This window comes from Arthrobacter stackebrandtii, from assembly GCF_017876675.1.
GTDB classification, from domain to species: domain Bacteria; phylum Actinomycetota; class Actinomycetes; order Actinomycetales; family Micrococcaceae; genus Specibacter; species Specibacter stackebrandtii.
In genome coordinates this window covers 3,720,498-3,743,388 of the sequence record NZ_JAGIOI010000001.1, presented here as the reverse complement: position 1 = coordinate 3,743,388, position 22,891 = coordinate 3,720,498, and the positions used below count along the sequence as shown (strand labels likewise).

Annotated in this window: 19 protein-coding genes; 5 read left to right on the top strand and 14 right to left on the bottom strand. The window is 65.8% G+C overall.

Going from position 1 to position 22,891, the window contains the following annotated elements; genetic code table 11:
- Nucleotides 1-434 precede the first annotated feature (434 nt).
- From JOF48_RS16345 to JOF48_RS16325, 5 genes are all read right to left on the bottom strand, one after another.
- Nucleotides 435-836 carry a cytochrome c oxidase subunit 4 gene (locus tag JOF48_RS16345; RefSeq protein ID WP_209682362.1) on the bottom strand — a complete coding sequence of 134 codons (402 nt, stop codon included), beginning with the start codon at nt 834-836 and terminating at the stop codon, nt 435-437.
- Complete coding sequence (gene ctaD / locus JOF48_RS16340; RefSeq protein WP_209682360.1) at nt 833-2,542, bottom strand: aa3-type cytochrome oxidase subunit I; 1,710 nt, start codon at nt 2,540-2,542, stop codon at nt 833-835. The genes JOF48_RS16345 and ctaD overlap by 4 nt, the downstream gene beginning before the upstream one ends.
- A gap of 14 nt (nt 2,543-2,556) precedes the next feature.
- Nucleotides 2,557-3,441: an aa3-type cytochrome oxidase subunit II gene (gene ctaC, locus JOF48_RS16335; protein WP_209682357.1), complete on the bottom strand. Its 885-nt coding sequence runs from the start codon at nt 3,439-3,441 to the stop codon at nt 2,557-2,559.
- A gap of 182 nt (nt 3,442-3,623) precedes the next feature.
- Nucleotides 3,624-4,010 carry a HesB/IscA family protein gene (locus tag JOF48_RS16330; protein WP_209682354.1) on the bottom strand — a complete coding sequence of 129 codons (387 nt, stop codon included), beginning with the start codon at nt 4,008-4,010 and terminating at the stop codon, nt 3,624-3,626.
- A gap of 86 nt (nt 4,011-4,096) precedes the next feature.
- Nucleotides 4,097-5,533, bottom strand: a complete 1,437-nt coding sequence (locus JOF48_RS16325) for a dipeptidase (RefSeq protein ID WP_209682351.1) — start codon at nt 5,531-5,533, stop codon at nt 4,097-4,099.
- A 70-nt stretch (nt 5,534-5,603) separates the two neighbouring features.
- Here JOF48_RS16325 and JOF48_RS16320 point away from each other — a divergent pair, with 70 nt between their 5' ends.
- The gene (locus JOF48_RS16320) at nt 5,604-6,224 is read left to right on the top strand and encodes a DUF3043 domain-containing protein (protein WP_342591278.1); all 621 of its coding nucleotides are present in this window, start codon (nt 5,604-5,606) and stop codon (nt 6,222-6,224) included.
- Nucleotides 6,225-6,321: 97 nt separating this feature from the next.
- Nucleotides 6,322-7,326 carry an aldo/keto reductase family protein gene (locus JOF48_RS16315; RefSeq protein WP_209682345.1) on the top strand — a complete coding sequence of 335 codons (1,005 nt, stop codon included), beginning with the start codon at nt 6,322-6,324 and terminating at the stop codon, nt 7,324-7,326.
- A gap of 176 nt (nt 7,327-7,502) precedes the next feature.
- On the opposite strand, the gene JOF48_RS16310 is transcribed toward JOF48_RS16315, so the two are convergent.
- Entirely contained in the window at nt 7,503-8,570 is a 1,068-nt protein-coding gene (locus JOF48_RS16310) for a quinone-dependent dihydroorotate dehydrogenase (protein ID WP_209682342.1), read from the bottom strand.
- A gap of 92 nt (nt 8,571-8,662) precedes the next feature.
- Between JOF48_RS16310 and JOF48_RS16305 the strand changes: the two genes are divergently transcribed.
- Together JOF48_RS16305 and JOF48_RS16300 are read left to right on the top strand one after the other, a co-directional pair.
- A complete protein-coding gene (locus tag JOF48_RS16305; protein ID WP_209682340.1) occupies nt 8,663-10,336 on the top strand; it encodes an FAD-binding dehydrogenase in 1,674 nt (557 codons plus the stop codon).
- Nucleotides 10,333-11,421 carry an alpha/beta hydrolase gene (locus JOF48_RS16300; RefSeq protein WP_245346580.1) on the top strand — a complete coding sequence of 363 codons (1,089 nt, stop codon included), beginning with the start codon at nt 10,333-10,335 and terminating at the stop codon, nt 11,419-11,421. The genes JOF48_RS16305 and JOF48_RS16300 overlap by 4 nt, the downstream gene beginning before the upstream one ends.
- A gap of 110 nt (nt 11,422-11,531) precedes the next feature.
- Here JOF48_RS16300 and JOF48_RS16295 read toward each other — a convergent pair whose 3' ends face one another.
- From JOF48_RS16295 to leuA, 3 genes are all read right to left on the bottom strand, one after another.
- Complete coding sequence (locus tag JOF48_RS16295) at nt 11,532-12,350, bottom strand: isoprenyl transferase (RefSeq protein WP_209682337.1); 819 nt, start codon at nt 12,348-12,350, stop codon at nt 11,532-11,534.
- Nucleotides 12,351-12,356: 6 nt separating this feature from the next.
- Nucleotides 12,357-13,109 carry a DNA repair protein RecO gene (gene recO, locus JOF48_RS16290; protein ID WP_209682334.1) on the bottom strand — a complete coding sequence of 251 codons (753 nt, stop codon included), beginning with the start codon at nt 13,107-13,109 and terminating at the stop codon, nt 12,357-12,359.
- A 166-nt stretch (nt 13,110-13,275) separates the two neighbouring features.
- A complete protein-coding gene (gene leuA / locus JOF48_RS16285) occupies nt 13,276-15,018 on the bottom strand; it encodes a 2-isopropylmalate synthase (RefSeq protein WP_209682331.1) in 1,743 nt (580 codons plus the stop codon).
- 255 nt (nt 15,019-15,273) lie between these two features.
- On the opposite strand from leuA, the gene JOF48_RS16280 reads away from it, so the two are divergent.
- A complete protein-coding gene (locus tag JOF48_RS16280) occupies nt 15,274-17,238 on the top strand; it encodes a M13 family metallopeptidase (RefSeq protein WP_209682328.1) in 1,965 nt (654 codons plus the stop codon).
- Between the two features lie 62 nt (nt 17,239-17,300).
- Here the strand turns inward: JOF48_RS16280 and JOF48_RS16275 are convergent, their stop codons facing one another.
- From JOF48_RS16275 to JOF48_RS16255, 5 genes are all read right to left on the bottom strand, one after another.
- Complete coding sequence (locus JOF48_RS16275; protein ID WP_245346579.1) at nt 17,301-18,899, bottom strand: LCP family protein; 1,599 nt, start codon at nt 18,897-18,899, stop codon at nt 17,301-17,303.
- Between the two features lie 94 nt (nt 18,900-18,993).
- Nucleotides 18,994-19,959 (bottom strand): GTPase Era, encoded by a 966-nt coding sequence (gene era / locus JOF48_RS16270; protein WP_209682325.1) that lies wholly within the window; start codon nt 19,957-19,959, stop codon nt 18,994-18,996.
- Nucleotides 19,956-21,272 carry a hemolysin family protein gene (locus JOF48_RS16265; RefSeq protein WP_425353724.1) on the bottom strand — a complete coding sequence of 439 codons (1,317 nt, stop codon included), beginning with the start codon at nt 21,270-21,272 and terminating at the stop codon, nt 19,956-19,958. Before JOF48_RS16265 ends, era begins: the two co-directional genes overlap by 4 nt.
- Entirely contained in the window at nt 21,269-21,742 is a 474-nt protein-coding gene (ybeY, locus tag JOF48_RS16260) for an rRNA maturation RNase YbeY (protein ID WP_209682319.1), read from the bottom strand. The genes JOF48_RS16265 and ybeY overlap by 4 nt, the downstream gene beginning before the upstream one ends.
- The gene (locus JOF48_RS16255) at nt 21,739-22,812 is read right to left on the bottom strand and encodes a PhoH family protein (RefSeq protein WP_209682316.1); all 1,074 of its coding nucleotides are present in this window, start codon (nt 22,810-22,812) and stop codon (nt 21,739-21,741) included. The genes ybeY and JOF48_RS16255 overlap by 4 nt, the downstream gene beginning before the upstream one ends.
- Nucleotides 22,813-22,891: the final 79 nt, after the last annotated feature.

Here is a 22,891-nt window from a genome sequence, read left to right as displayed (position 1 = left end):
TAAGGACCCGGCATGCCCCTCCGACTTGGGGCATGCGCTGCGCCGGCTGCCGTCGTTGCGTACATCCGTGGCGGGCTTGGGGCATGCGCTGCGCCGGCTGCCGTCGTTGCGTACATCCGTGGCGGGCTTGGGGCATGCGCTGCGCCGGCTGCCGTCGTTGCGTACATCCGTGGCGGGCTTGGGGCATGCGCTGCGCCGGCTGCCGTCGTTGCGTACATCCGTGGCGGGCTTGGGGCATGCGCTGCGCCGGCTACCAGCGTTGCGCCACCATGATGGCTGCGCACAGTTGGAGTCCGCCGCGGCGCATGCCCCAAGTGTCGCGAACTGGGATTTAAAGGGAATTGCCCCGCACCAAGCGGTGCGGGGCAATTCCCTTATAACGAGGCGTTCCGGTACTGCGACTTAGTGCGCTGCTATCCGGGAACGAATGATGCCTAGTGTGCGTGGTCTCCGCGGCTGTACTCGTAGACCCAGCCAACCAGTGCGATGACGGCAAGGCCGGCACCGAACAGGAAGACCCACCAGCCCACGGCGAGGCCGAGGAATCCGCCTGCACAGGCGAGGCCGAGCACCAGCGGCCACCAGCTCCAGGGGCTGAAGTGCCCCTGCTCGCCGGAGCCTTCGTGAATTTCAGCATCAACGCGGTCTTCGGGGCGGGCGCCAATGCGCTTGCCCGTCATGCGCAGGTAGATGCCGATCATCAGGCACAGTGCTGCCAGCAGGTACAGGGCCAGGAAGCCCACGGGCTCATTCCAATCCACCATGAAACCGTAAACGGTTGCCACGGGGATGAAGAACAGTCCCACCAAGTTGAATAGTCCAGCTTCTATCTTCACTGGGCGTCTCCCTTCGAGGATGCACCAACCGGCTGGGCCGGCTGGTAGTGCGGCGCCAGCTCAGGATGGTGAAGATCCAGTGCCGGGCGCTCCGAGCGGATGCGGGGCAGCGAGGTGAAGTTGTGACGCGGCGGCGGGCAGGAAGTTGCCCACTCCAGCGAGGCACCGAAGCCCCAGGGATCGTCAACTTCAACCTTCTTGCCACTGCGCCAGGTGACGTAGACATTCCAGAACCAGGGAATCATCGAGGCGCCGAGGACGAAGGACGAGATCGTGGAGAACTGGTTCATCCAGGTGAAGTTGTCTTCAACCATGTAGTCCGCGTAGCGGCGCGGCATGCCCAGGACACCCAGCCAGTGCTGGATGAGGAAGGTGCCGTGGAAGCCCAGGAACAGGAGCCAGAAGTGGATCTTGCCGAGGCGTTCGTTGAGCATCTTGCCGGTGAACTTGGGCCACCAGAAGTAGAAGCCTGCGAACATGGCGAACACAACCGTGCCGAACACGACGTAGTGGAAGTGCGCCACCACGAAGTAGGTGTCAGAGACGTGGAAGTCCAGCGGCGGCGAAGCCAGGATGATGCCCGTCAGGCCACCGAACAGGAACGTCACGATGAAGCCGAGGCTCCACAGCATGGGTGTTTCGAATGTCAGCGATCCGCGCCACATGGTGCCGATCCAGTTGAAGAACTTCACACCTGTAGGAACTGCAATAAGCATTGTCATGAAGGAGAAGAACGGCAGCATGACCTGGCCGGTGACGTACATGTGGTGTGCCCACACGGTCACGGACAGGGCGGCAATCGAGATGGTCGCGAAGACCAGGCCCTTGTATCCGAAGATCGGCTTGCGGCTGAACACGGGGAAGATTTCAGAGACGATGCCGAAGAACGGCAGGGCAATGATGTAAACCTCGGGGTGGCCGAAGAACCAGAACAGGTGCTGCCACAGCATGGCCCCACCGTATTCGGCATCGAAGATGTGGGCGCCGAAACGTCGGTCGGCACCCAGTGCGAACAGGGCAGCGGCCAGCGGCGGGAAGGCCATCAGGACGAGGATACCCGTGATGAGGGTGTTCCAGGTGAAGATCGGCATGCGCCACATGGTCATGCCGGGGGCACGAAGGCAGATGATCGTGGTGATGAAGTTGACGGAACCAAGGATGGTGCCGAAACCGCTCAATGCCAGGCCGAAGACCCACAAGTCGCCGCCGACGCCGGGGCTGAAAGTGGTGTTCGACAGCGGTGCGTAGGCGAACCAACCGAAGGCTGCAGCACCCTGGGGGGTGATGAAGCCGGCGATCGCAATGGTGGAACCAAAGCTGAAGAACCAGAAGGCGAGTGCGTTCAGCCGCGGGAAGGCAACGTCAGGCGCACCGATCTGCAAGGGCATGATGACGTTGGCGAAGCCGGCGAACAGCGGAGTTGCAAACATGAGCAGCATGATCGTGCCGTGCATGGTGAACAACTGGTTGTACTGGTCCTTGGTCTGCAGGATCTGCATGCCAGGTTCAAACAGTTCTGCACGAATGATCAGCGCCATGACGCCGCCGAGGCAGAAGAAAACAAAGGACGAAATCAGGTACATGTACCCGATCGTCTTGTGGTCCGTTGAGGTGATCCAGTTGACGACAATGCGTCCCTTGGAGACCGGAACGACCCTAGGAGCAGCCGAATTCACTTCGGTTGCCGAGTACTCGAGCGTAGCCACTTTCCTCTTCCCCCCTACTTATTCGCGTTCACAGAGTTAACTGTGTCCGGGTTGCGGTCGTACTTCTCGGTCAGCTCGCCGGTCTGGCCCTTGGCCTTCAACTCTTCCAGGTGTGCATCAAACTCTTCCTGCGTGACAACCTTGACGTTGAACAGCATCTCGGAGTGGTACTCGCCACAGAGCTCGGCACACTTGCCGTCGTACGTGCCCAGCGCCGTGGGCGTCAGGGTCATGTAGTTGGTCTTGCCGGGAAGCATGTCCTTCTTGTCAAGGAATGCCGGGACCCAGAAGGAGTGGATCACTTCACGGGAGTTCAGCTGGAGCTCAACCGATCGGTTGACGGGCAGGTACAGCGTGGGCAAGGTCGACTTGTCGAACGGCTTGCCGTCCAGCTCGGCCTGGACACCCACGGAGTACACGGACTCCTTGACGTCGTTGCCTGCCAAGTAGTTGAAGTCAAAAGACCACTGCTTGGCTCGGACGTCAATTGTCACGTCCGGGTTGTCGTCACGGGCGTTGATGGACTTCTGCTCCACATCGGTGAAGTGGAAGAAGACCAGCACCATGAACAACGGCACCAACACATAAAAAACCTCCAACGGGAGGTTGTAACTCGTCTGACGCGGGAAGCCGGTGGCACCCTTGCGACGACGGTAGGCAATGATGCACCAGATGATCAGGCCCCAGGTGATCAAACCAATGATCAAGATGGTGATCCATGTGTTGACCCACAGATCGATGATCCCAGCCGTGTGATTGGTGGTATCACGTTCGGCTGGCATCCAGCCGTTCTTATTCTCTGCCGTGCATCCTGACAAAGCTAACGCTCCGGCAATAGCCAGCCCTGCTATGGGGATGACTTTTGCGCGTCGGCTGCCGGTTCGGTCCTGCGAACTCACAGACGGCCCTTCCTCTTGTTACTGCGCCCTGCAGCGGTTTTCAGTCCGCCAGAGCTAAATGGGTTTACTACTCGATGTAGAGCTTACCGCTATGGCGCGCAAAATGCGCACCAAACCCTCCGTGCGTCGGATGTCCATGAAGAAACTTATTCCGAACGCCCTGCATCGAGCGGAAGTGTGGGTTAGTGGAAGGAATCGCCACAGGCGCATGAGCCGCCGGCGTTGGGGTTGTCAATGGTGAACCCCTGCTTTGAGATGGTGTCTTCAAAGTCAATGCTGGCGCCGTCAAGGTACGGCACGCTCATCTTGTCGATGACAACTTCAACGCCGTCAAAATCCCGGACCGCGTCCCCGTCGAGCATGCGCTCGTCGAAGTACAGCTGGTAGATCAGGCCTGAGCAGCCTCCCGGCTGCACGGCCACGCGCAAGCGCAGGTCCGTCCGGCCTTCCTGCTCGAGGAGGCTGCGGACCTTGCCGGCTGCCACATCACTGATAAGCACACCGTGGGTGGGCAGTTCGGCTTCAGTGGCCGTGGTGGCTGAAGAATCTTCTTGGACATTTGCTGTCATGGCTTTTCCTTACGTGAGGGTACTACTACTACATGCTACGTCGAGCCCGGCAGGGGCGCTAACTAAGGACAACCGGTTTCCGGGTCCTAATGTTCCCCCAGCGCCCCGGCGTTGATGGCCGCCAGCATCAGGGACTGGGAAACGATCGCCTTTTCAAATTCGGCCAGGTGCAGTGACTCGTTGGCGCTGTGCGCCCGCGAGTCTGGATCTTCGACGCCGGTGACCAGGATTTGGGCATCCGGAAAGCTCTCCTTCAGGTCGGCAATGAACGGAATTGACCCACCCATTCCCGTCTCCACTGCCGGCACTCCCCACGACTCCCCCATGGCCCACAGCGCCGCCTGGGCTGCCGGGGCGGCTGTGTCCGTGGCGAAGGGCTGTCCGCCCTCGCCGGGAACAAAGGAAACCTGGGCGCCGAAGGGGGCATGCGCCACCACATGCTCCTCCAGGGAGGCCATCGCTTGGGCAGGGTCCTGGCCCGGCGCGATGCGCAGGCTGACCTTGGCCCGGGCCATGGGGATCAGTGTGTTTGAACTCATATCCACGCCGGTGATGTCCATGCCAATGACGGACAGGGCGGGCTGGGTCCACAGGCGGGAGGCGAGGCTTCCCGTCCCGGCCAGCTCCACGCCGTCGAGCACGCCAGCATCGGCACGGAACAGCTCTTCCGGGTAGTCAAGGGCAGCGGTGTCGGAGCTTTGCAGCCCCTTGACGGCCACGGAGCCGCGATCGTCATGGAAGGTGGCGATAAGCCGTGCCAGGAGGGTGGGGGCATCCAGCAGGGGCCCTCCGAACATGCCGGAGTGGACGGCGTGCTTGCTGACGCGCACCTCCACGGTGCCGTCGACCAGCCCGCGCAGGCTTGTGGTCAGGGCCGGGATGCCCACCTGCCAGTTCGCGGAGTCGGCCACGACGATGACGTCGCCGGCAAGCAGTGCGTTGTGTTCCTTCAGGAATGCGGCGAAGGTGGGAGAACCCGCCTCCTCCTCGCCCTCGATGAAGAACGTGACCCCGATGCCGAACGAGTCGCCCAGCGTTGCGGTGAGCGCGCGGAACGCCGCGATGTGGGCCATGATGCCGGCCTTGTCGTCGGCGGCGCCGCGTCCGTACAGGCGGCCGTTGCGTTCCTGCGCCGTGAACGGCGTGCTGTCCCACAGGGCTTCGTCGCCCGGGGGCTGCACGTCGTGGTGGGCATAGAGGACAACGGTGGGCTTGCCCGGGGCTGCTTTTTTGCGTGCGACGACGGCGGGGCCGCCGGGGGTGCCGTCGTCCTTGGGGACGCGCAGGATCTGCACGTCGTCGATGCCTGCGGAGCGGATCAGGGCGGCGACGGCTTCGGCGCTGCGCTCCAGCTGGGCCGCATCGAAGGCGTCCCAGGCGATGCCGGGGATGGCGACGAGGTCGATGAGCTCCGAAACGGTGGTGCTGAAGGCTGCGGCAACGCTGCCGCGCAGCTCCGCGACGGGCACGCGGGCCGCCAGGTCGGGGGCTGTTGCTGGGTTTTGCGGTTCATGATGGGTCATGTGCCCCAGCCTACCGGCCCCGAATTTGGGCGCGGCAAAGCCGCACCGCTGTTCGGGGTATCCTTTATGGGTGTTTGGACGTAAGAAAGATCAAGCCCCCGACCCGCAGGTAACGCCTGTCTCCGACGTGCAGCCTGCCCGGTCCAAGGACCCGCAGTCCGCCAAGGGTGTGCCCACCCCTTCCCGGAAGGAGCAGGAGGAAGCCCGCAAGCGCCCCCTCGTGCCCAACGACAGGGCAGCCGCCAAGGTGGCGGCCCGCGACTCCCGCCGTGAAGAGCAGGCCCGCATGCGCCGCGCCCTGGACACCGGGGAGGAGAGGTTCCTGCCGGCCCGCGACAAGGGCCCGCAGAAGCGCTTTGCGCGCGACTACGTCGACGCACGCTTCAGCCTTGGCGAGTTTGTCATGTTTGCCGCGCTGGCCATTGTGCTGCTGACGCTCGTGGTGCCCGTGCGCAATGCCGACGGCTCCTCCAACGACTCCCAGCTGATCATCTTCGGCCTCTTCTGGGTCATGGTGGCCTTCGTCGCCGTGGATGTTTGGCTCATGTCGCGCAGGCTCAAGAAGGCCTTGGTCGCCAAGTTCCGCACGATCGACCCCGGCGTGGTCTGGTACGCCTGCATGCGCTCCATGCAGTTCCGCCGCCTGCGCCTGCCCAAGCCGATGGTCCGCCGCGGGGAATGGCCCTCCTGACACGGCCGTCACCCACCCCAGCCGATGCGCAACACGCCGGCCGCCTCCCAACGGAAGCGGCCGGCGTCGCACTTTAAATGTGACCTAAGCTAAAGGAATGGAATACCGCTACCTTGGCCGTTCAGGCCTGAAAATCACTGAAATCACCTATGGCAACTGGCTGACCCACGGCTCGCAGGTGGAGAACGACGTCGCCACGGCGTGCGTGCGTGCCGCGCTCGACGCCGGCATCACGACCTTCGACACGGCCGACGCCTACGCGAACGGCGCTGCCGAGGAGGTCCTGGGTGCGGCGCTGGCCTCCGAACGCCGCGAGTCCCTGGAAGTGTTCACAAAGGTGTACTGGCCGGTCGGCCCGAAGGGGCCCAACGACACCGGGCTCTCGCGCAAGCACATCATGGAGGGCATCAACAACTCACTGCGCCGCCTGAACATGGACTACGTGGACCTGTACCAGGCGCACCGCTTCGACTACGAAACTCCGCTGGAGGAGACGATTGCGGCGTTTGGCGACGTGGTCCGGGCGGGCAAGGCGCTGTACATCGGCGTGTCGGAATGGAACGCGCAGCAGCTGCGCGACGGGCAGGCCCTGGCCCGTGCGAACGGCTTCTCGCTGGTGTCCAACCAGCCGCAATACTCCGCCCTGTGGCGGGTCATTGAGCCCGAGGTGATCCCGGCGTCGATAGAGCTGGGGATGTCCCAGGTGGTCTGGTCGCCCATGGCGCAGGGCGTGCTCTCCGGCAAGTACCTGCCCGGCGCTCCCCTGCCGGCCGGCTCGCGCGCCACGGACGAGCATGGCGGGAAGAACACCATCAAGGACTACCTCGATGACCAGATCCTCACCAATGTGCAGAAGCTGCGGCCCGTGGCCGACGAGCTGGGCCTTTCCATGGCGCAGCTCGCCATCGCCTGGGTCCTGCAAAACGAGAATGTGGCCACCGCACTCGTGGGCGCCTCGCGACCCGAGCAGGTTGCCGAGAACGTCAAGGCCTCCGGGGTGAAGATCCCGGCCGAGCTCATGGCCGCGATCGACACCGCCCTGGCCCCGTCCGTTGTGAACGACCCCGCCAAGACGGTCAGCCCGCCCACGCGCGTGGCGTAGCAAGGTACGACGAAGCCGGGCACCCCGATCGATGGGTGCCCGGCTTTTTCGTGTCCGACGGTGGCGGACCAGCGGGATCCGAGGTTGTCGGAGCGGGGATGGTTTTCCCCGCACGATCCGAGGAACGAGGAACGGGCGAGAAGGCTTACCGCCCGCGAGAGGACCCCGGCTCCGGCCTATTTGCGCAGGGCTGCCAATTCCTTGTTGATGCGGGCAGCCCAGAAGGGACCCTCGTAGAGGAAGGCCGTGTAGCCCTGGACCAGCGTGGCGCCGGCGTCGAGGCGCTGCTGGACGTCGGCGCCGCTTTCCACGCCGCCCACGGAAACCAGGGTGAGATCCTCGCCCACGATGGCCTTCAGCTGCTTCAACACGGCAAGCGAGCGGGCCTTCAGCGGCGCGCCGGAGAGGCCGCCGGCGCCCTTTTCCTCAACCTGGGCGGCCGGGCTCTTCAAGCCGTCGCGGCTGATGGTGGTGTTGGTGGCGATGATGCCGTCGAGCTTCAGCTCCAGGGCGAGGGCGGCGACCTCGGCCACGTCCTCATCGGCCAGGTCCGGGGCGATCTTCACCAGCAGCGGCACATGGCGGCCTGCCGCGGCGTCAGCGGCCTCGCGGACCCCTGTCAGCAGCGGGCGGAGCGTGGCGACGTCCTGGAGGAGGCGCAGGCCCGGCGTGTTGGGGGAACTGACATTGACCACCATGTAGTCGGCCGAAGGGGCCAGCGTGCTGGCGCTGACCAGGTAGTCGCCCAGTGCGTCCTCGAGCTCCACCACCTTGGTCTTGCCAATGTTGACGCCAATGACCGGGCGCACCCCCGGGTAGGTCTTGCGCAGGCCGGCCAGCGCCTGCTTGAGGCGCGGCGCGACGGCGGCGGCGCCGTCGTTGTTGAAGCCCATGCGGTTGATGACGGCACGGTCCTCCACCAGGCGGAAGAGTCGCGGCTGCGGGTTCCCGTCCTGGGCCTGGCCGGTGATGGTGCCCACCTCAACGTGGCCGAAGCCCAGGTTGGCGAGCGCGTTGATGCCCTGGCCCTCCTTGTCGAAACCGGCGGCCAGGCCGAACGGGGTGGGGAAGGTCATGCCCAGCGCTTCGGTCTGCAGGGCGGGATCCGGGGTGAACATGCGCCGCAGCACAGCGCCGGCTCCCACAGCATGGATGGTCTTGATCATGGTGAAGCCGATTTTGTGAGCCTTTTCGGCATCCATCCAGGAGAAACAAAGCCGGAAAACTGTGGGATATATTCGCATACCCCTAGTTTTCCGGTTCCGCTGCGCTTGTGCAAAACGCCCGCACCCGAATTGTGACGCATCCCGGCACGGCGGGGCGTTAGCATGTCCTCATGGAGAGCAATGGTGCGCGCACATGGACACAGGCAGACGTAGTTGTGGTGGGGGCCGGGCTGTCCGGGCTGGTGGCTGCGGCGGAGGCCTACAACGCCGGGCGCACCGTCATCATTCTCGACCAGGAGCCCGAGGCATCCCTGGGCGGGCAGGCGCACTGGTCCTTCGGCGGGCTGTTCCTGGTGGACTCACCCGAGCAGCGGCGCCTGGGCGTGAAGGATTCCGCCGAGCTGGCGCTGTCCGACTGGATGGGTTCGGCCTCCTTTGACCGCCCTGAGGACGCCCTGCCGCGCCAGTGGGCCGAAGCCTACGTCAACTTCGCCGCCGGCGAGAAGCGCACCTGGCTGCATTCGCTCGGTGTCCGCTTCTTCCCGCTCGTGCAGTGGGCCGAGCGCGGCGGCTACGATGCCCAGGGCCACGGCAACTCGGTGCCCCGCTTCCATGTGGTGTGGGGCACCGGCCCCGGCATCCTGGCCCCGTTCCTGGCCAAGGTGCAGGAAGGCGTCGCGGCCGGGAAGGTGCAGTTCGGCTTCCGCCACCGCGCCACGGAGCTGGTGTTCGACGGCGCCCGGGTCGCCGGGGTGGGCGGGCAGCTGCTGAAGGCATCCGCCGTCGGCCGGGGAGAGGCGAGCAGCCGCGCGGTGGCCGGCGACTTCAGCGTGGGGGCCGGTGCCGTGGTGGTGACGACCGGCGGGATCGGCGGCAACCACCCCATGGTCCGCGACCAGTGGCCGGGCGGCAACGGTCCCGGCTACATGCTGACGGGGGTCCCGGCGTCAGTGGACGGCGAATTCCAGCAGGCGGTGGCCGGGGCGGGCGGGGCCCTGATCAACACCGACCGCATGTGGCACTACCCGGAAGGCATCCACAACACGGATCCAGTGTGGCCCAACCACGGCATCCGGATCCTGTCAGGGCCGTCGCCGCTGTGGCTGGACGCCACGGGCAGGCGGCTGCCGGTGCCGCTGTTTCCCGGCTTTGACTCGATTGGCACGCTGCGGCACCTGGAGACCACGGGGCACGACCATTCGTGGTTCATCCTGAACAAGACCATCATTGAGAAGGAGTTTGCGCTCTCGGGCTCCGAGCAGAATCCGGACTTGACCGGCAAGGACATGAAGCTGCTGGCCAAGCGTGCCCTGCCGGGCGCCCCGGGGCCGATCCAGAACTTCATCGACCGGGGCGTGGACTTCCTGCAGGCCGCCACGGCGCCCGAGCTGGCCGCGAAAATGAACGCGCTTGTGGGCAGTGAGCTCATCGACCCTGCCGGGCTGCAGGAGACGCTCGAGGCGCGGGACCGGCAGGTGGTCAGCGGGCTCGGCAAGGACATGCAGCTCAACGCGGTCCGGGAGGCGCGCCGCTTCGCCACGGACAAGCTGATGCGCGTCGTCCCCCCGCACCCCATGCTGGCGCCGGAGCACGGGCCGCTGTTTGCCGTGCGGCTGAGCACGCTGACGCGCAAGAGCCTGGGCGGGCTGGCCACGGACCTGCAGTCCCGGGTTCTCGACGGTGGCGGCTCCCCCATTCCCGGCCTCTACGCCGCCGGCGAGGCTGCCGGCTTTGGCGGCGGCGGCATGCATGGCTACCGGTCGTTGGAAGGAACGTTTCTGGGCGGCTGCCTGTTCTCCGGACGGACGGCGGGACGGCACGCGGCAGGTGCCACCGTCTTATGATGGCAGCTGGCCCCGAGTGGGTCCAGGACATCCTGGGCCCGGACTACCAGTCCACGACCCTGCGGGTGCCGGCCCGTGACGGGACCGGTGACTACCGCTCAACTCTGGTCCGCCACCGGCCCGCCGGCAGCGGATCGGCGCCGGCCCGGACCGGCGGGGCGTGGCCGCCACGTGAGGCGGGTGCCGGTGGACGGCAGGTGCTGCCGCCGGTGCTGTTCATCCACGGCTGGAGCGACTACTTCTACAACACTGCACTGGCGGAGTTCTTCACCTCACGGGGCCACCCGTTCTATGCCATCGACCTGCACAACCACGGCCGCAGCCTCGACTCGGTGGAGCTGGGCGGGTATGTGGCGGACCTGGCCGACTACGATGCTGAAATCCTTGCTGCCCACCAACTCATCGCCGGCGCGCATCCGGTGGACGCGGCCGAGCACCGGCCTGCGGAACAGTTGGCGGATCGCACGGGCGTTCCAACGCCTGTGGTCCTCGTAGGCCACTCCACGGGCGGGCTGATCGCCACGCTGTGGGCGCACCACCACCCGGGGCTGGTGGGCAACCTGATCCTGAACAGCCCGTGGCTGGAGATCCAGGGCGGGGCCGCGATCAGGCGGGCGGCCACTCCCCTGGTGCAGCTTGCTGACCTGCGCCCCCTCATGCGCATGCGCGTCCCCGAGCGGTCGTTTTACTGGCGCGGCATCAGCGACCAGGCGTACGGAGAATGGCCCGTGGACAAGTCGCTGCGCCCCCCGCAGGCCTTCCCGGTCCGCGCCGGCTGGATGAAGGCGATCCTGGCAGCGCAGCAAGAAGTGGCCTCCGGCCTCAAGCTGCCCATGCCCATATTGGTCCTGCTCTCGGCCAAAAGCATGCTGGGCCCCGTCTGGAGCGACGCCATGCTGCATGCGGACGTGGTGCTGGATGTTCGTTCGCTGGCACTGCGGACGCTGTCGCTGGGCGACAGCGTGAGCCTGGAACGCATCGAGGGTGCGCTGCACGAGGTGTTCCTGAGCCTCGGTCCCGTCAGGCACGAGGCCTATGCACGGCTGGAGCGGTGGATGCGCGGCTACGTCGATCCGCCGGCATGACGCCGCCCGGCAGCCATGGTTGCGACAGGGACGAACAAGAACCGGCCACTGCTGCGACAGGGTCCAGGGAAAAGCCGCCATTGCTGCGACAGGGTCAACGGGGCGGGGCGTTATGAGGGCTTGGCTGCAGCGTCAACGGCCCCGCCGTATCGGCGGTCGCGGCTGGCATATTCCTCCACTGCCTGCCACAGCGTGCGCCGGTCGACGTCGGGCCACAGGGTGTCCATGAAGACGAATTCTGCGTAGGCGGACTGCCACAGCAGGAAGTTGGACAGCCGCTGCTCGCCGCTGGAGCGCAGGAAGAGGTCGACGTCGGGAGCCTCGGAGACGTAGAGGTACTTTTGGATGGTCTTCTCCGAAACCGACTTGGGGCTCAGGCGCCCGGCGGCGACGTCGGCAGCCAGGGCGGTGACGGCGTCGGCAATCTCCGCCCTCCCGCCATAGTTGACGCACATGGTCAAGGTGATGACGTCATTGTCCTTGGTGCGTTCCTGCGCTTCCTCCAGCTCGCGGATGACGGATCCCCAAAGCTTGGGACGGCGCCCTGCCCAGCGGATGCGCACGCCCCAGGCGTCCAGCTGATCCCGCTGCCGGCGCAGCACGTCCTTGTTGAAGCCCATGAGAAAGCGGATTTCCTCAGGTGAGCGCTTCCAGTTTTCGGTGGAGAAAGCGTAGACGCTGACGTACTTGATGCCCATCTCGATGGCCCCGGCCATGACGTCCAGCAGTGCGGGTTCGCCCGCCTTGTGCCCCTCCACCCGCGGCAGGCCGCGCTGGTTGGCCCACCTGCCGTTGCCGTCCATGACGATGGCCACGTGCCGGGGAACAAACTCGCCCGGGATGGCGGGGACGGTGGCACCCGAGGCGTGCGGCCAGGGCGCCACCACGGGCGGCTTGGATTTGCTGCGACTGCTGCGTTTGACGGCCATTGTTGTTTACACACGCTCCACGAGTTTCAGGGAGCGCACCGTGCGCTCCAAATGCCATTGCACATATCCTGCCACCAATCCTGCGGCCTCCCGGCGGTGGAGGGGCGCCGAGGCGTCGGCACCGGGCCAGTTTCCGCTCAGCAGGGCGCCCAGCAGCGCCATGGTTTCCGGTGCCGGCGCGGGTGAGCCCGGCGGCCGGCAGTCGTGGCAGACCGCCCCGCCCAGGGCCGCGTTGAATGCCCCGTGGGGACCGGGCTCGCCGCAGCGGGCGCACTCGGTGAAGCTGGGGGCCCAGCCCGCGATCGAGACGGCGCGCAGCAGGTAGGAATCGAGTATCAGTTCCGGGGCGTGCGCACCGCGGCTCAGCGCAGCCAGGGCACCCACCAGCAACTGGTAGTGGGCGTTGGACGTCTCCCCGTCGACATCCGTCAGCCGCTCCGCCGTTTCCGTCATGGCAGCCGCCACCACGTATTTGTCGTAGTTGGCGGCAATGGCGCCGCCGTAGCTGGCCCGGGCCACCGCCTGCGTGACGATGTCCAGCGAACGGCCCTTCAGCAGTTGCAGGTCCGCGACCATGAACGGTTCCAGGCGGGCGCCAAACTTGCTGCTGGTCCGGCGCACGCCGCGGGCCACGGCACGCAGCTGCCCGTGGTGCCGGGAGAGCAGGATGATGATCCTGTCAGCCTCACCCAGCTTGTGGGTGCGCAGCACCACCGCATCGTCACGGAAGGTGCGGGCGGCAAAGGATTGGTTGGACACCCCTCCATTGTCCCATCTTTGACCGCGCGTGCGGCGCTGGCACACCGCAGGAATTGGCCCGTGACGCCGAACACCCCGGCGGCGGACCAGTGATGGAACGCTGCCGGGGTGTTCGTGATGGAACAGGCAGGGCACGTCGCGGGCAGGCGGCCCCGGACCGTGCCGGCTAAGCGGCCTGCGCGTCCCTGATGGCCCGGTTCACTGCGGAGATGACGGCCTTCAGTGACGAGGTTGAGGTGTTGGGGTCAATCCCCACACCCCACAGGACGCGCTCGCCCACGGCGCATTCCACGAATGCGGCGGCGCGGGCGTCGCCGCCCTCGGACAGTGCGTGCTCGGAGTAGTCCAGGACCCGGACGTCCATGCCGTCCTCGGCCAGGATCGCCAGCAGCGCCGCAATGGGCCCGTTCCCGGTGCCGGTGCGGGTGTGTGCCGTGCCGTCGATCGTCAGCTTGGCAGTCAGGGTGAGCTCGCCGTCGTCGTCCGTGGACGTGGTGAACGCGCCGACACGGTAGCGGCCCCACTGCTCCCCGGACTCCTCGGCCGGCAGGTACTCGTCCTTGAAGATGGTCCACAGCTCGGCCGCGCTGACCTCGCCGCCCACGGTGTCGGTGCGCTGCTGGATGACGCCGGAGAACTCGATCTGGGCGCGTCGCGGCAGGTCCAGGCTGTGCTCGTTCTTGAGCAGGTAGGCCACTCCGCCCTTGCCGGACTGGGAGTTGACGCGGATGACGGCCTCGTAGCTGCGGCCGAGGTCCTTGGGGTCGATGGGCAGGTAGGGGACGGCCCAGGTGTGTGCGTCGACCTCAACCCCGGCGGCGGCCGCGTCAGCCTCCATGGCCTCGAAGCCCTTCTTGATGGCGTCCTGGTGCGAGCCGGAGAAGGCGGTGAACACGAGGTCGCCACCGTAGGGGGAACGCTCGGGGACGGGCAGCTGGTTGCAGTACTCCACCGTGCGGCGGATCTCATCGATGTCTGAGAAGTCGAGCATGGGGTCGATGCCCTGGGTGAACAGGTTCAGGCCCAGGGTGACCAGGTCCACGTTGCCGGTGCGCTCACCGTTGCCGAACAGGCAGCCCTCGATGCGGTCCGCGCCGGCCAGGTAGCCCAGCTCGGCGGCGGCAACACCGGTGCCGCGGTCGTTGTGCGGGTGTAGGGACAGCGCGATGCCTTCGCGCGGGTGCAGGTTGCGGCTCATCCATTCAATGGAGTCGGCGTACACGTTGGGTGTGGCCATTTCCACCGTGGCGGGCAGGTTGATGATGACCTGGTTCTCGGCCGAGGCCTCAAAGATGTCGGCGATGGCGTTGCAGACGCGCAGCGCATACTCGGGTTCGGTGCCGGTGAACGACTCCGGCGAGTATTCGTAGGTGATCTTGGTGTCGACCAGGGTTTCCTCGTACTTCTTGCACAGCCGCGCACCCTGCAGGGCGATGTCCAGGATGCCGTCCTCGTCCTGGTTGAACACGACGCGGCGCTGCAGCACGGAGGTTGAGTTGTACAGGTGGACGATGGCCTGCTTGGCCCCGACCAGGGACTCGTAGGTCCGCTCAATCAGGTGTTCGCGGGCCTGGGTCAGGACCTGGATCGTGACGTCGTCGGGGATGTGGCCGCCTTCGATCAGCTGGCGCACAAAGTCGAAGTCGGTCTGCGATGCCGAGGGGAAACCCACCTCGATCTCCTTGAAGCCCATCTTGACGAGCAGCTGGAACATTTTCATCTTCCGGCCCGGGCTCATGGGGTCGATCAGTGCCTGGTTGCCGTCGCGCAGGTCCACGGCGCACCAGCGCGGGGCCTCGGTGATGACCTTGTCCGGCCAGGTGCGGTCCGGCAGGCTGACGGTGATCTGGTCCTGGAAGGGGATGTAGCGCTCGACGGGCATACCGGAGGGCTGTTGCGCATTTCGCATGGAAGTGTGACCTTACTTTTGTTCAACGATGGGAGGCCGGCCGGGCAACACAAACACCGCAGCGAGGGCGGCCATGGTCCGTGTCGAACAGTTCAACAGGGGCTAGGCCTCGCCGCGGCAGCTAAGAAGAAGCATTCCAGTGCGCACATTTTTACCCTAGCACGGCACGTAGGATGATGGTGAACCAACTCACCTGGCGTGTGTTTGTGCAGGGTGAGCCATCGACCGCCGACCCAAGAAGGGGACCTGATTCACTTGAGCCATTCCGGTATCAATCTCAGCTACATCGACCCGAGCACCCGGCCGCAGGACAACCTGTTTGACCATGTCAACGGAGCCTGGCTGGAGGCGGAGGTGATTCCGGAGGACCGCGCCGTGACGGGTTCCTTCATCACCCTGCGGGACGATTCAGAGGCCGCCGTCCGGGCCATCATCGAACACGCCGCAACGGAGGCGCAGAACCCCGGGGCCGCCAACCCCGTGCTCTCCGCAAAGATCGGCGCACTCTACGCGGACTTCATGGACGAGGATTCCATCGAGGCGGCCGGAGCAGGCCCGCTGGCCGACAAGCTGGCCGCCATCGACGCCGCGGACAGCATCGACGCCCTGGTGCGCCTGATGGGCGATCTTGACCGAACGGGCGGCAGCACCCTGTTTGGCGCGTATGTCAACAACGACGCCGGCAATCCGGACCGCGCGCTGCTGCACCTTTTCCAGTCCGGGCTGGGGCTCCCCGACGAGTCGTACTACCGCGAGGATAAGTTCGACGCGGTGCGCACCGCCTACGTGGCGCATGTGCAGGCAATGCTTGAGCTGGCAGGGGTTCCCGACGCAGCCGCCAAGGCGCCGCGCATCATGGCCCTGGAAACCGAAATTGCCGCAACCCACCTGGACAAGGTGTCCCTGAGGGACCCGCAGAAGACGTACAACCTCATGGGCCGGGCCGAGGCCCAGGCACTCCTGCCCGAGGTGGGCACCTGGCTCGACGCCCTGGGCGTCACGGAGGCGCAGGGCGCGGAACTTGTGGTGGCAACGCCGGAGTTCTTCAGCGGCCAGCGGGCGCTGTTGGTGCAGGAACGCTGCGCGGACTGGCAGGCGTGGCTGGCCATGCGCACCATCTCCAGCCTCGCCGCCTACCTCTCCAAGGACTTTGTCGACACCAACTTTGCCTTCTACGGGACCACGCTCAGCGGCACCCCCGCCATCCGGGAACGCTGGAAGCGCGGCGTTGCGCTGGTTGAGGGCGTGCTCGGCGAGGCCGTGGGGCAGCTCTATGTTGCCGAACACTTCCCGGAAACCCACAAAGCCCGCATGGAGGCCCTCGTGGCCAAGCTGATTGAGGCCTACCGCAACAGCATCACCGAGCTGGACTGGATGGGAGCCGACACCAAGGAGAAGGCCCTGGAGAAGCTGGCCGCCTTCATCCCAAAAATCGGCTACCCGGCCAAATGGCGGGACTACTCCTCCCTTGAGATCCTGGCCGGCGACCTGCTCGGCAACATTGAACGCAGCAACGAGTTTGAACTTGCGCGCCAGCTTGCCAAGATCGGCGCCCCGATCGACCGCGACGAATGGCTCATGACCCCGCAGACGGTCAACGCGTACTACAACCCCACCATGAACGAGGTGGTCTTCCCGGCGGCGATCCTGCAGCCGCCCTTCTTCGACGCCGAGGCCGACGACGCCGCCAATTACGGCGGCATCGGCGCCGTGATCGGGCACGAGATCGGCCACGGCTTTGACGACCAGGGATCCCAATTCGACGGAACCGGCGCCCTGCGCAATTGGTGGAGCGACGACGACCGAGCCGCCTTTGAATCCCTGACGGCGAAGCTGGTGGACCAGTACAACGCCCTCTCCCCCACGGCGGCCCCGGGTGAGTTTGTCAACGGCGAACTGACCCTCGGCGAGAACATTGGAGACCTCGGCGGCCTGGCGATCGGCTACAAGGCCTACCTGCTGAGCCTCGACGGCGCAGAACCGCCCGTCATTGACGGCCTCACCGGCGCACAGCGGTTCTTCTACTCATGGGCAGAGTGCTGGCGCACCAAAATCCGGCCCGAGGAGGCCCTGCGGCGCCTCACGGTGGACCCGCACTCCCCCGCCGAGTTGCGTTGCAACGCCGTGGTCAGCAACCTCGACGCCTTCCATGAGGCCTTCGGCACGCAGCCCAGCGACGCGATGTGGCGCGAGCCCGCAGAGCGCGTGAGCATCTGGTAGAGCTGCAGGTAAAGCCGCAAAAGGCGGCCCGGACATTGTCCGGGCCGCCTTTTGCGTGCCGCCTACCGCAGGTACATGTCGGGGTTGACAGTCAGGCACTGGCCGGTTTGGTCGGCGGTGCTCTGCACGATGTTGTCCGGAACCACCACGGTGCCGTAGTCCGTGCCGGACACCCAGTCGGTGCCGACAACCAGCTGCACCCCGGTGATGGCAGGGTCCTCGACGAGCGCCGTGTCCGGCAGCTTGAAGAGGGCCGCGACGTCGTGCGCCACGTCAGCCATGTTGGTGCCGTACAGCACCTTCGTCTCCGTCTGGGCTGCCAGGTCTCCGGCGGGCCAGGTGCTGGCGAAGCCGTCGGCGGCCAGCGCCTGGATGAGCTCGGTGGTCCGGCCCGCCAGCGTGGATGCGTTCGCCACGGAAATCGGCTGGATCCCCTTGTCGTACGCCGACGGCGCAGCTTCGGGGTCCGTGGTTTCCGGACCGGCAGCTTCGCCGGTGCTTTCTTCCGGCGACGGTGTGTCGCCGGGCGTGGGCGTCCCGGTCGGCGCGGGCGCCGGCTCGGGCGTCAGCGAGGTGCCGTTGCGCAGGGCGGCAAAGAACTGCCCCGCATCCGGTTCCAGCAGCTGCACCTTGCTGTCGTTGCCAACGTACTGGGTGTTGGGCACAGTGACGAATGCCACCTGGCCCAGGTCAATCTTTGCCAGCCTCGTGGCGATGCCCACCATGGAAGGAATGTTGGCCAGGCCCTCGTCGATCGTGAGGTTCTTGGTGACAACATCCGCCAGCGTGTACAGCTTCGGGAGATTCGTCAGGGTGCCTTCGCTCTTGATCTTGCGAATCATGGACCCGAGGAAATACTGCTGTGCCTGGATGCGGGCGAGGTCGCTGGCGTCGCCGAAGGAATGCCTGGTGCGCAGGAACTGCAGGGCCTGTTCACCCGAGATCCAGCTGGTGCCGGCGGGCAGGATCAGCCCGGAGCCGGGGTTGTCGTTGAGGTCGTGGTCAATGCAGACCTCCACCCCGCCCAAGGCCGTGGACAGTTCCTTCACGGCCGTGAAGTCGGCCAGCATGAAGTGGTCGATGGTGAGCCCGGTGATGTCGTTGATGGCCGCCACCGTGCAGCCGGGGCCGGCCTGCAGCGTTGCGTTGAGCTGGCCCGCCGGCGCTCCGTAGACAATGCCGCTGGGTGTTTCGCAGTCAGGGATGGGCACCATCAGGTCGCGCGGGAAGCTGGTAACGGACACGTGGCTGTTGTCTGATGAGATGTCCATCAGGAGCATCACGTCCGCGTTGCCCTCGCCCGTGGAATCCTCGGCGGTGCCGTATTCGCTGTTCGCCCCGTCTCGGGTGTCGGTGCCGATGATGAGAATCTGCAGCGAGCCCGTCTGCTCGGCGGGGCCCTGGCTGGCGCCGGTCTTGCCCACACCGACGTTCAGCTTGGCGGTGCTGACGTTGGACTGCAGCTTGAAAAACAGCAGCCCGGCGGTGCCCACCCCCAGTACCAGCGCAGTGGTGAGGGTCAACGCCGCAATCCGCAGCCACAGCGGCGCCTTCTTGGCGGTCTTGAAGTGCCGGCCTGCCGGTTCAGAAGTGCCAAGGGGTCCGCTGCCGGGGACGCCGGAGATGTTCTCCATGCCGTGGTCGACACGACGACTCCCCATAAACGTACCTTTCGCAGCGGATAATGACTTTCAAGAGTGTAGCGAGCAAAACTGGGAAGTTCCCCCACGGCGCGCTGGCCGCAGGGGAGCCGCCCTAGAATCCCAGCTTCACCAGCTGCTTGGGATCGCGCTGCCAGTCCTTGGCCACCTTCACGTGCAGGTCCAGGTATATCTTGGTGCCAAGCAGCGCCTCGATGCCCTTGCGGGCGTTGGTGCCCACCTCGCGGAGCCTGGCCCCGCCCTTGCCAATGATGATGGCCTTCTGGGAAGGCCGCTCCACGTAAAGGTTCACGCGCACGTCAAGGAGCGGGTTGTCGTCGCTGCGCCCCTCGCGCGGCACAATCTCCTCCACCACCACGGCGAGCGAGTGCGGCAGTTCGTCGCGGACGCCCTCCAGTGCGGCCTCGCGGATCAGTTCGGCAACCATGACGGCTTCCGGCTCATCCGTCAGTTCGCCGTCGGGGTACAGCGCCGGCGAGAGCGGCAGGTACCCTGCAAACACCTTGGCCAGGGTCTCCACCTGGAAGTCCTCCACGGCGGAGACCGGCACGACGGCGGCAAACCCCTTTTCGCCGATGACCTCGCGCCCCAGCGCCTCGACGGCGATGAGCTGGTCGGTCACGGCCTGGCGGTCCACGGTGTCGGTCTTGGTCACGATGGCTACGACCGGCTTGTTGCCGACGTTGCCCAGCTGGGCGGCAATGTAGCGGTCGCCGGGGCCGATCTTCTCGTTGGCCGGCAGGCAGAAGCCGATCACGTCCACCTCGGACAGGGTGTCGGCCACGAGATCGTTGAGCCGCTTGCCCAGCAGGGTCCGGGGCCGGTGCAGCCCGGGAGTGTCCACGAGGACCAGCTGGAAGGTGTCGCGGTGGACAATCCCCCGGATGGTGTGCCGGGTGGTCTGCGGCTTGGCGGAGGTGATGGCCACCTTCTGCCCCACCAGTGCGTTGGTCAGTGTGGACTTGCCGGCGTTGGGGCGCCCGGCAAGAACCGCAAAACCGGCACGGAAGCCCTCGCCCTTGGTTTCAACCAGGCCGGACTTGCCCTTGTTCTTGCTCATGAATCGCTCCTGTGTTGCTGTTCGGTGGGGGCCGTGATGGCCGTAGTGTCATTCTCGGCCGGTTCCACGGCGCTGGCAATGAGGTGGCTGACCCGGTTGGGTGAGCCCTCGATCCTTTCGGCCACGAGCAGGATGCCGCTGACCTCCACGCTGTTGCCGACGGCGGGTATCTTGCCCAGGTGCTTGGCCAACAGGCCGCCGGCCGTGTCCACCTCGTCGTCTTCTATGTCCTTGCCGAACAGTTCGCCCAGTTCGTCGATGGCCATGCGGGCCTTGACGCGGTAGCTTCCGTCGGCGAGCAGCTGGGCGTCCGGGGACACCTGGTCGTACTCGTCGGCAATTTCACCGACGATTTCCTCGATGAGGTCCTCCAGCGTGACCAGCCCTGCCGTTCCTCCGTATTCGTCCACAACGATCGCAAAGTGCGTGGACTCGCGTTGCAGTTCCTTCAGCAGGTCTGCGACGGTCTTGGACTCGGGCACGTAGCGGACGCTGCGGGCCAGCTGCTCGACTGTGGGCCGCTCGTCGCGGTCCGACAGCCGGTGCAGTGTGGCCACGACGTCCTTGAGGTACAGCACGCCCAGAATGTGGTCGCTGCTGTCCCGGATCACGGGGATGCGGGAGAAGCCGGAGCGCAAAAAGATCTCCAGCGCCTCTTCCAGGGTTGCCCCCTGGTCGGCGCTGACAATGTCGGTGCGCGGCACCATGACCGCGCGGACCATGGTTTCGCCGAGGTCGAAGACGCTGTGTATCAGTTCCGCCTCGTCGTCCTCAATCATGTCCGCTTCGCTGGCGCGGTCCACGAACTCTCGGAACTCCTCTTCGCTGACAAAGGCGTCGTCGCCGCCCGGGGCCCCTTTGGCGAGGACTGAGCCAAGCCGGATGAGCCATTCCGGGACAGGGCCCAGGATGCGGCGCAGCAGGTGGATGAGCCAGGCGAAGCGGGCGCTCAGCCCGGCAGCGTGCATCCGGCCGAGCTGCCGGGGCGAGACACCCACCAGCATGAAGCCCAGCACGGCCATGACGACTGTGGCGATGAGGCCGGCAATCCATTCATTGTCGAGCAGCCGGACCAGGAACATGGCGACGGCGACGGCGGCTGCCATCTCGGACCAGACGCGCCAAAAGCGCAGGGCATTCAGGTGGACGGCCGGCTCCGCCAAGACTTTCTCCAGGGAGGGGCGCCGGCCGCGGGCGGCGACAGCCTCGGAGTCGTGGCGGGGGAAGAAGCTCAGTGCCGATTCGAGGGCGGCCAAGAAGGCTGCCATGGCAGTGAACAGCACTCCCATGACGGGCAATGCAACAAGCATCACTGCATGGTCTCCCGGGGGGCTTCCCGGCCGAGGAAGCTGGCAAGGAGTTCGCGCTGGATGCCAAACATCTCTTCCTTTTCTTCCGGCTCGGCATGGTCGTATCCCATGAGGTGGAGCATGCCGTGCGTGGTGAGCAGCAGCAGCTCCTCCTCCATGCTGTGTCCGGCGGCTGCACCCTGCTCCTGCGCGACGACGGGGCAGAGCACGATGTCGCCCAGCAGCCCCGCCGGGGTGGGGTGGGTTGCCGTGCCGGGGCGCAGCTCATCCATGGGGAAGGAGAGCACGTCCGTGGGGCCGGGCTCGTCCATCCATTCGATGTGCAGCTTTTCCATGGTGGGGACGTCGGCCAGGATCACCGAGACCTCGGTCTGGGGATGGACGAACATGGCTGCCAGGATGTGCCGGATCAGCTTGACCAGCTCCTCCTGGGGCACCTCCACACCGGATTCGTTGTTGATTTCGATGCTCATCGCGAGGTGCTTTCCTTCGGGGTGGTGGGGCTGGGATGGGCGTCATCCCAGTCGTTGTAGGCGCTGACGATGGCGCCGACCAGGCGGTGGCGCACCACGTCGCCGGCGTCCAGCAGGGAAAAGTTGATGTCATCCACATCCTGGAGGATTTCCCTGACCACGCGCAGCCCGGACCGGGTGCCTGTGGGCAGGTCGATCTGGGTGACGTCACCGGTGACCACAATCTTCGAGCCAAAGCCCAGTCGGGTCAGGAACATTTTCATTTGTTCCGGCGTCGTGTTTTGCGCCTCGTCCAGGATGATGAACGCATCATTGAGCGTGCGGCCCCGCATATAGGCCAGCGGCGCCACTTCAATGGTGCCCGCGGCCATGAGCCGGGGGATGGTTTCCGGGTCCATCATGTCATGAAGGGCGTCATACAGTGGCCGCAGGTAGGGGTCGATCTTGTCGTTCAGGGTGCCGGGCAGGAATCCCAGCCGCTCCCCCGCCTCCACGGCAGGGCGGGTGAGGATGATGCGGCTGACTTCCTTGTGCTGCAGGGCCTGGACGGCCTTGGCCATGGCGAGGTAGGTCTTGCCGGTGCCTGCCGGGCCGATGCCAAAGACCACGGTGTTGCGGTCGATGGCATCCACATAGTCTTTTTGGTTGGCTGTCTTGGGGCGGATGGTCCGTCCGCGGCTCGAGAGGATGTCGTGGCTGAGGATGTCCACCACGGAGGTGTCCGGGCGGCTCTTGAGCATGGCAGCCAGCTGCTCCCACACGGCTGCACTCATGGTGTTGTTGCGGGCAACCATGCCGCGCGCTTCCTCCATCAGGTGCATGATGCGCGGCACCACGGCATCGGGTCCGGTGATGGTCAGGACATTGCCGCGCGCCATGAAGGCGACTCCCGGGTAGAGGCTTTCGACGATCCGCAGCCCCTCATCCTCGGCGCCCAGGGCGGCGACCATCTGTTCGGTGGACAAGAAGTGCACCACCTCGGTGCGCGTGCCGTCAACGGAATGTGGGAAGTGCCGCCCGGGGCCCTCTTCGGGATATGCGTCCTGGCGGTGCGCTGTTGTCTCTGCCATAAATCCGGCCGGTTCCGGCCTGAAATCTCTCCTCGGTGCTTCCGGCCGCTGCGTGCCGGTCGTGCTCATGTGTACTTGG

Bases quoted from the DNA above. Each gene is read 5' to 3' on its own strand.
- JOF48_RS16325 (WP_209682351.1), bottom strand. From the start codon at position 5,533: ATGACCCATCATGAACCGCAAAACCCAGCAACAGCCCCCGACCTGGCG.
- JOF48_RS16300 (WP_245346580.1), top strand. From the start codon at position 10,333: ATGATGGCAGCTGGCCCCGAGTGGGTCCAGGACATCCTGGGCCCGGAC.
- era (WP_209682325.1), bottom strand. From the start codon at position 19,959: ATGAGCAAGAACAAGGGCAAGTCCGGCCTGGTTGAAACCAAGGGCGAG.
- JOF48_RS16310 (WP_209682342.1), bottom strand. From the start codon at position 8,570: ATGCGAATATATCCCACAGTTTTCCGGCTTTGTTTCTCCTGGATGGAT.
- leuA (WP_209682331.1), bottom strand. From the start codon at position 15,018: ATGCGAAATGCGCAACAGCCCTCCGGTATGCCCGTCGAGCGCTACATC.
- JOF48_RS16295 (WP_209682337.1), bottom strand. From the start codon at position 12,350: ATGGCCGTCAAACGCAGCAGTCGCAGCAAATCCAAGCCGCCCGTGGTG.
- JOF48_RS16315 (WP_209682345.1), top strand. From the start codon at position 6,322: ATGGAATACCGCTACCTTGGCCGTTCAGGCCTGAAAATCACTGAAATC.
- JOF48_RS16305 (WP_209682340.1), top strand. From the start codon at position 8,663: ATGGAGAGCAATGGTGCGCGCACATGGACACAGGCAGACGTAGTTGTG.
- JOF48_RS16255 (WP_209682316.1), bottom strand. From the start codon at position 22,812: ATGGCAGAGACAACAGCGCACCGCCAGGACGCATATCCCGAAGAGGGC.
- ybeY (WP_209682319.1), bottom strand. From the start codon at position 21,742: ATGAGCATCGAAATCAACAACGAATCCGGTGTGGAGGTGCCCCAGGAG.
- JOF48_RS16275 (WP_245346579.1), bottom strand. From the start codon at position 18,899: ATGGGGAGTCGTCGTGTCGACCACGGCATGGAGAACATCTCCGGCGTC.
- JOF48_RS16330 (WP_209682354.1), bottom strand. From the start codon at position 4,010: ATGACAGCAAATGTCCAAGAAGATTCTTCAGCCACCACGGCCACTGAA.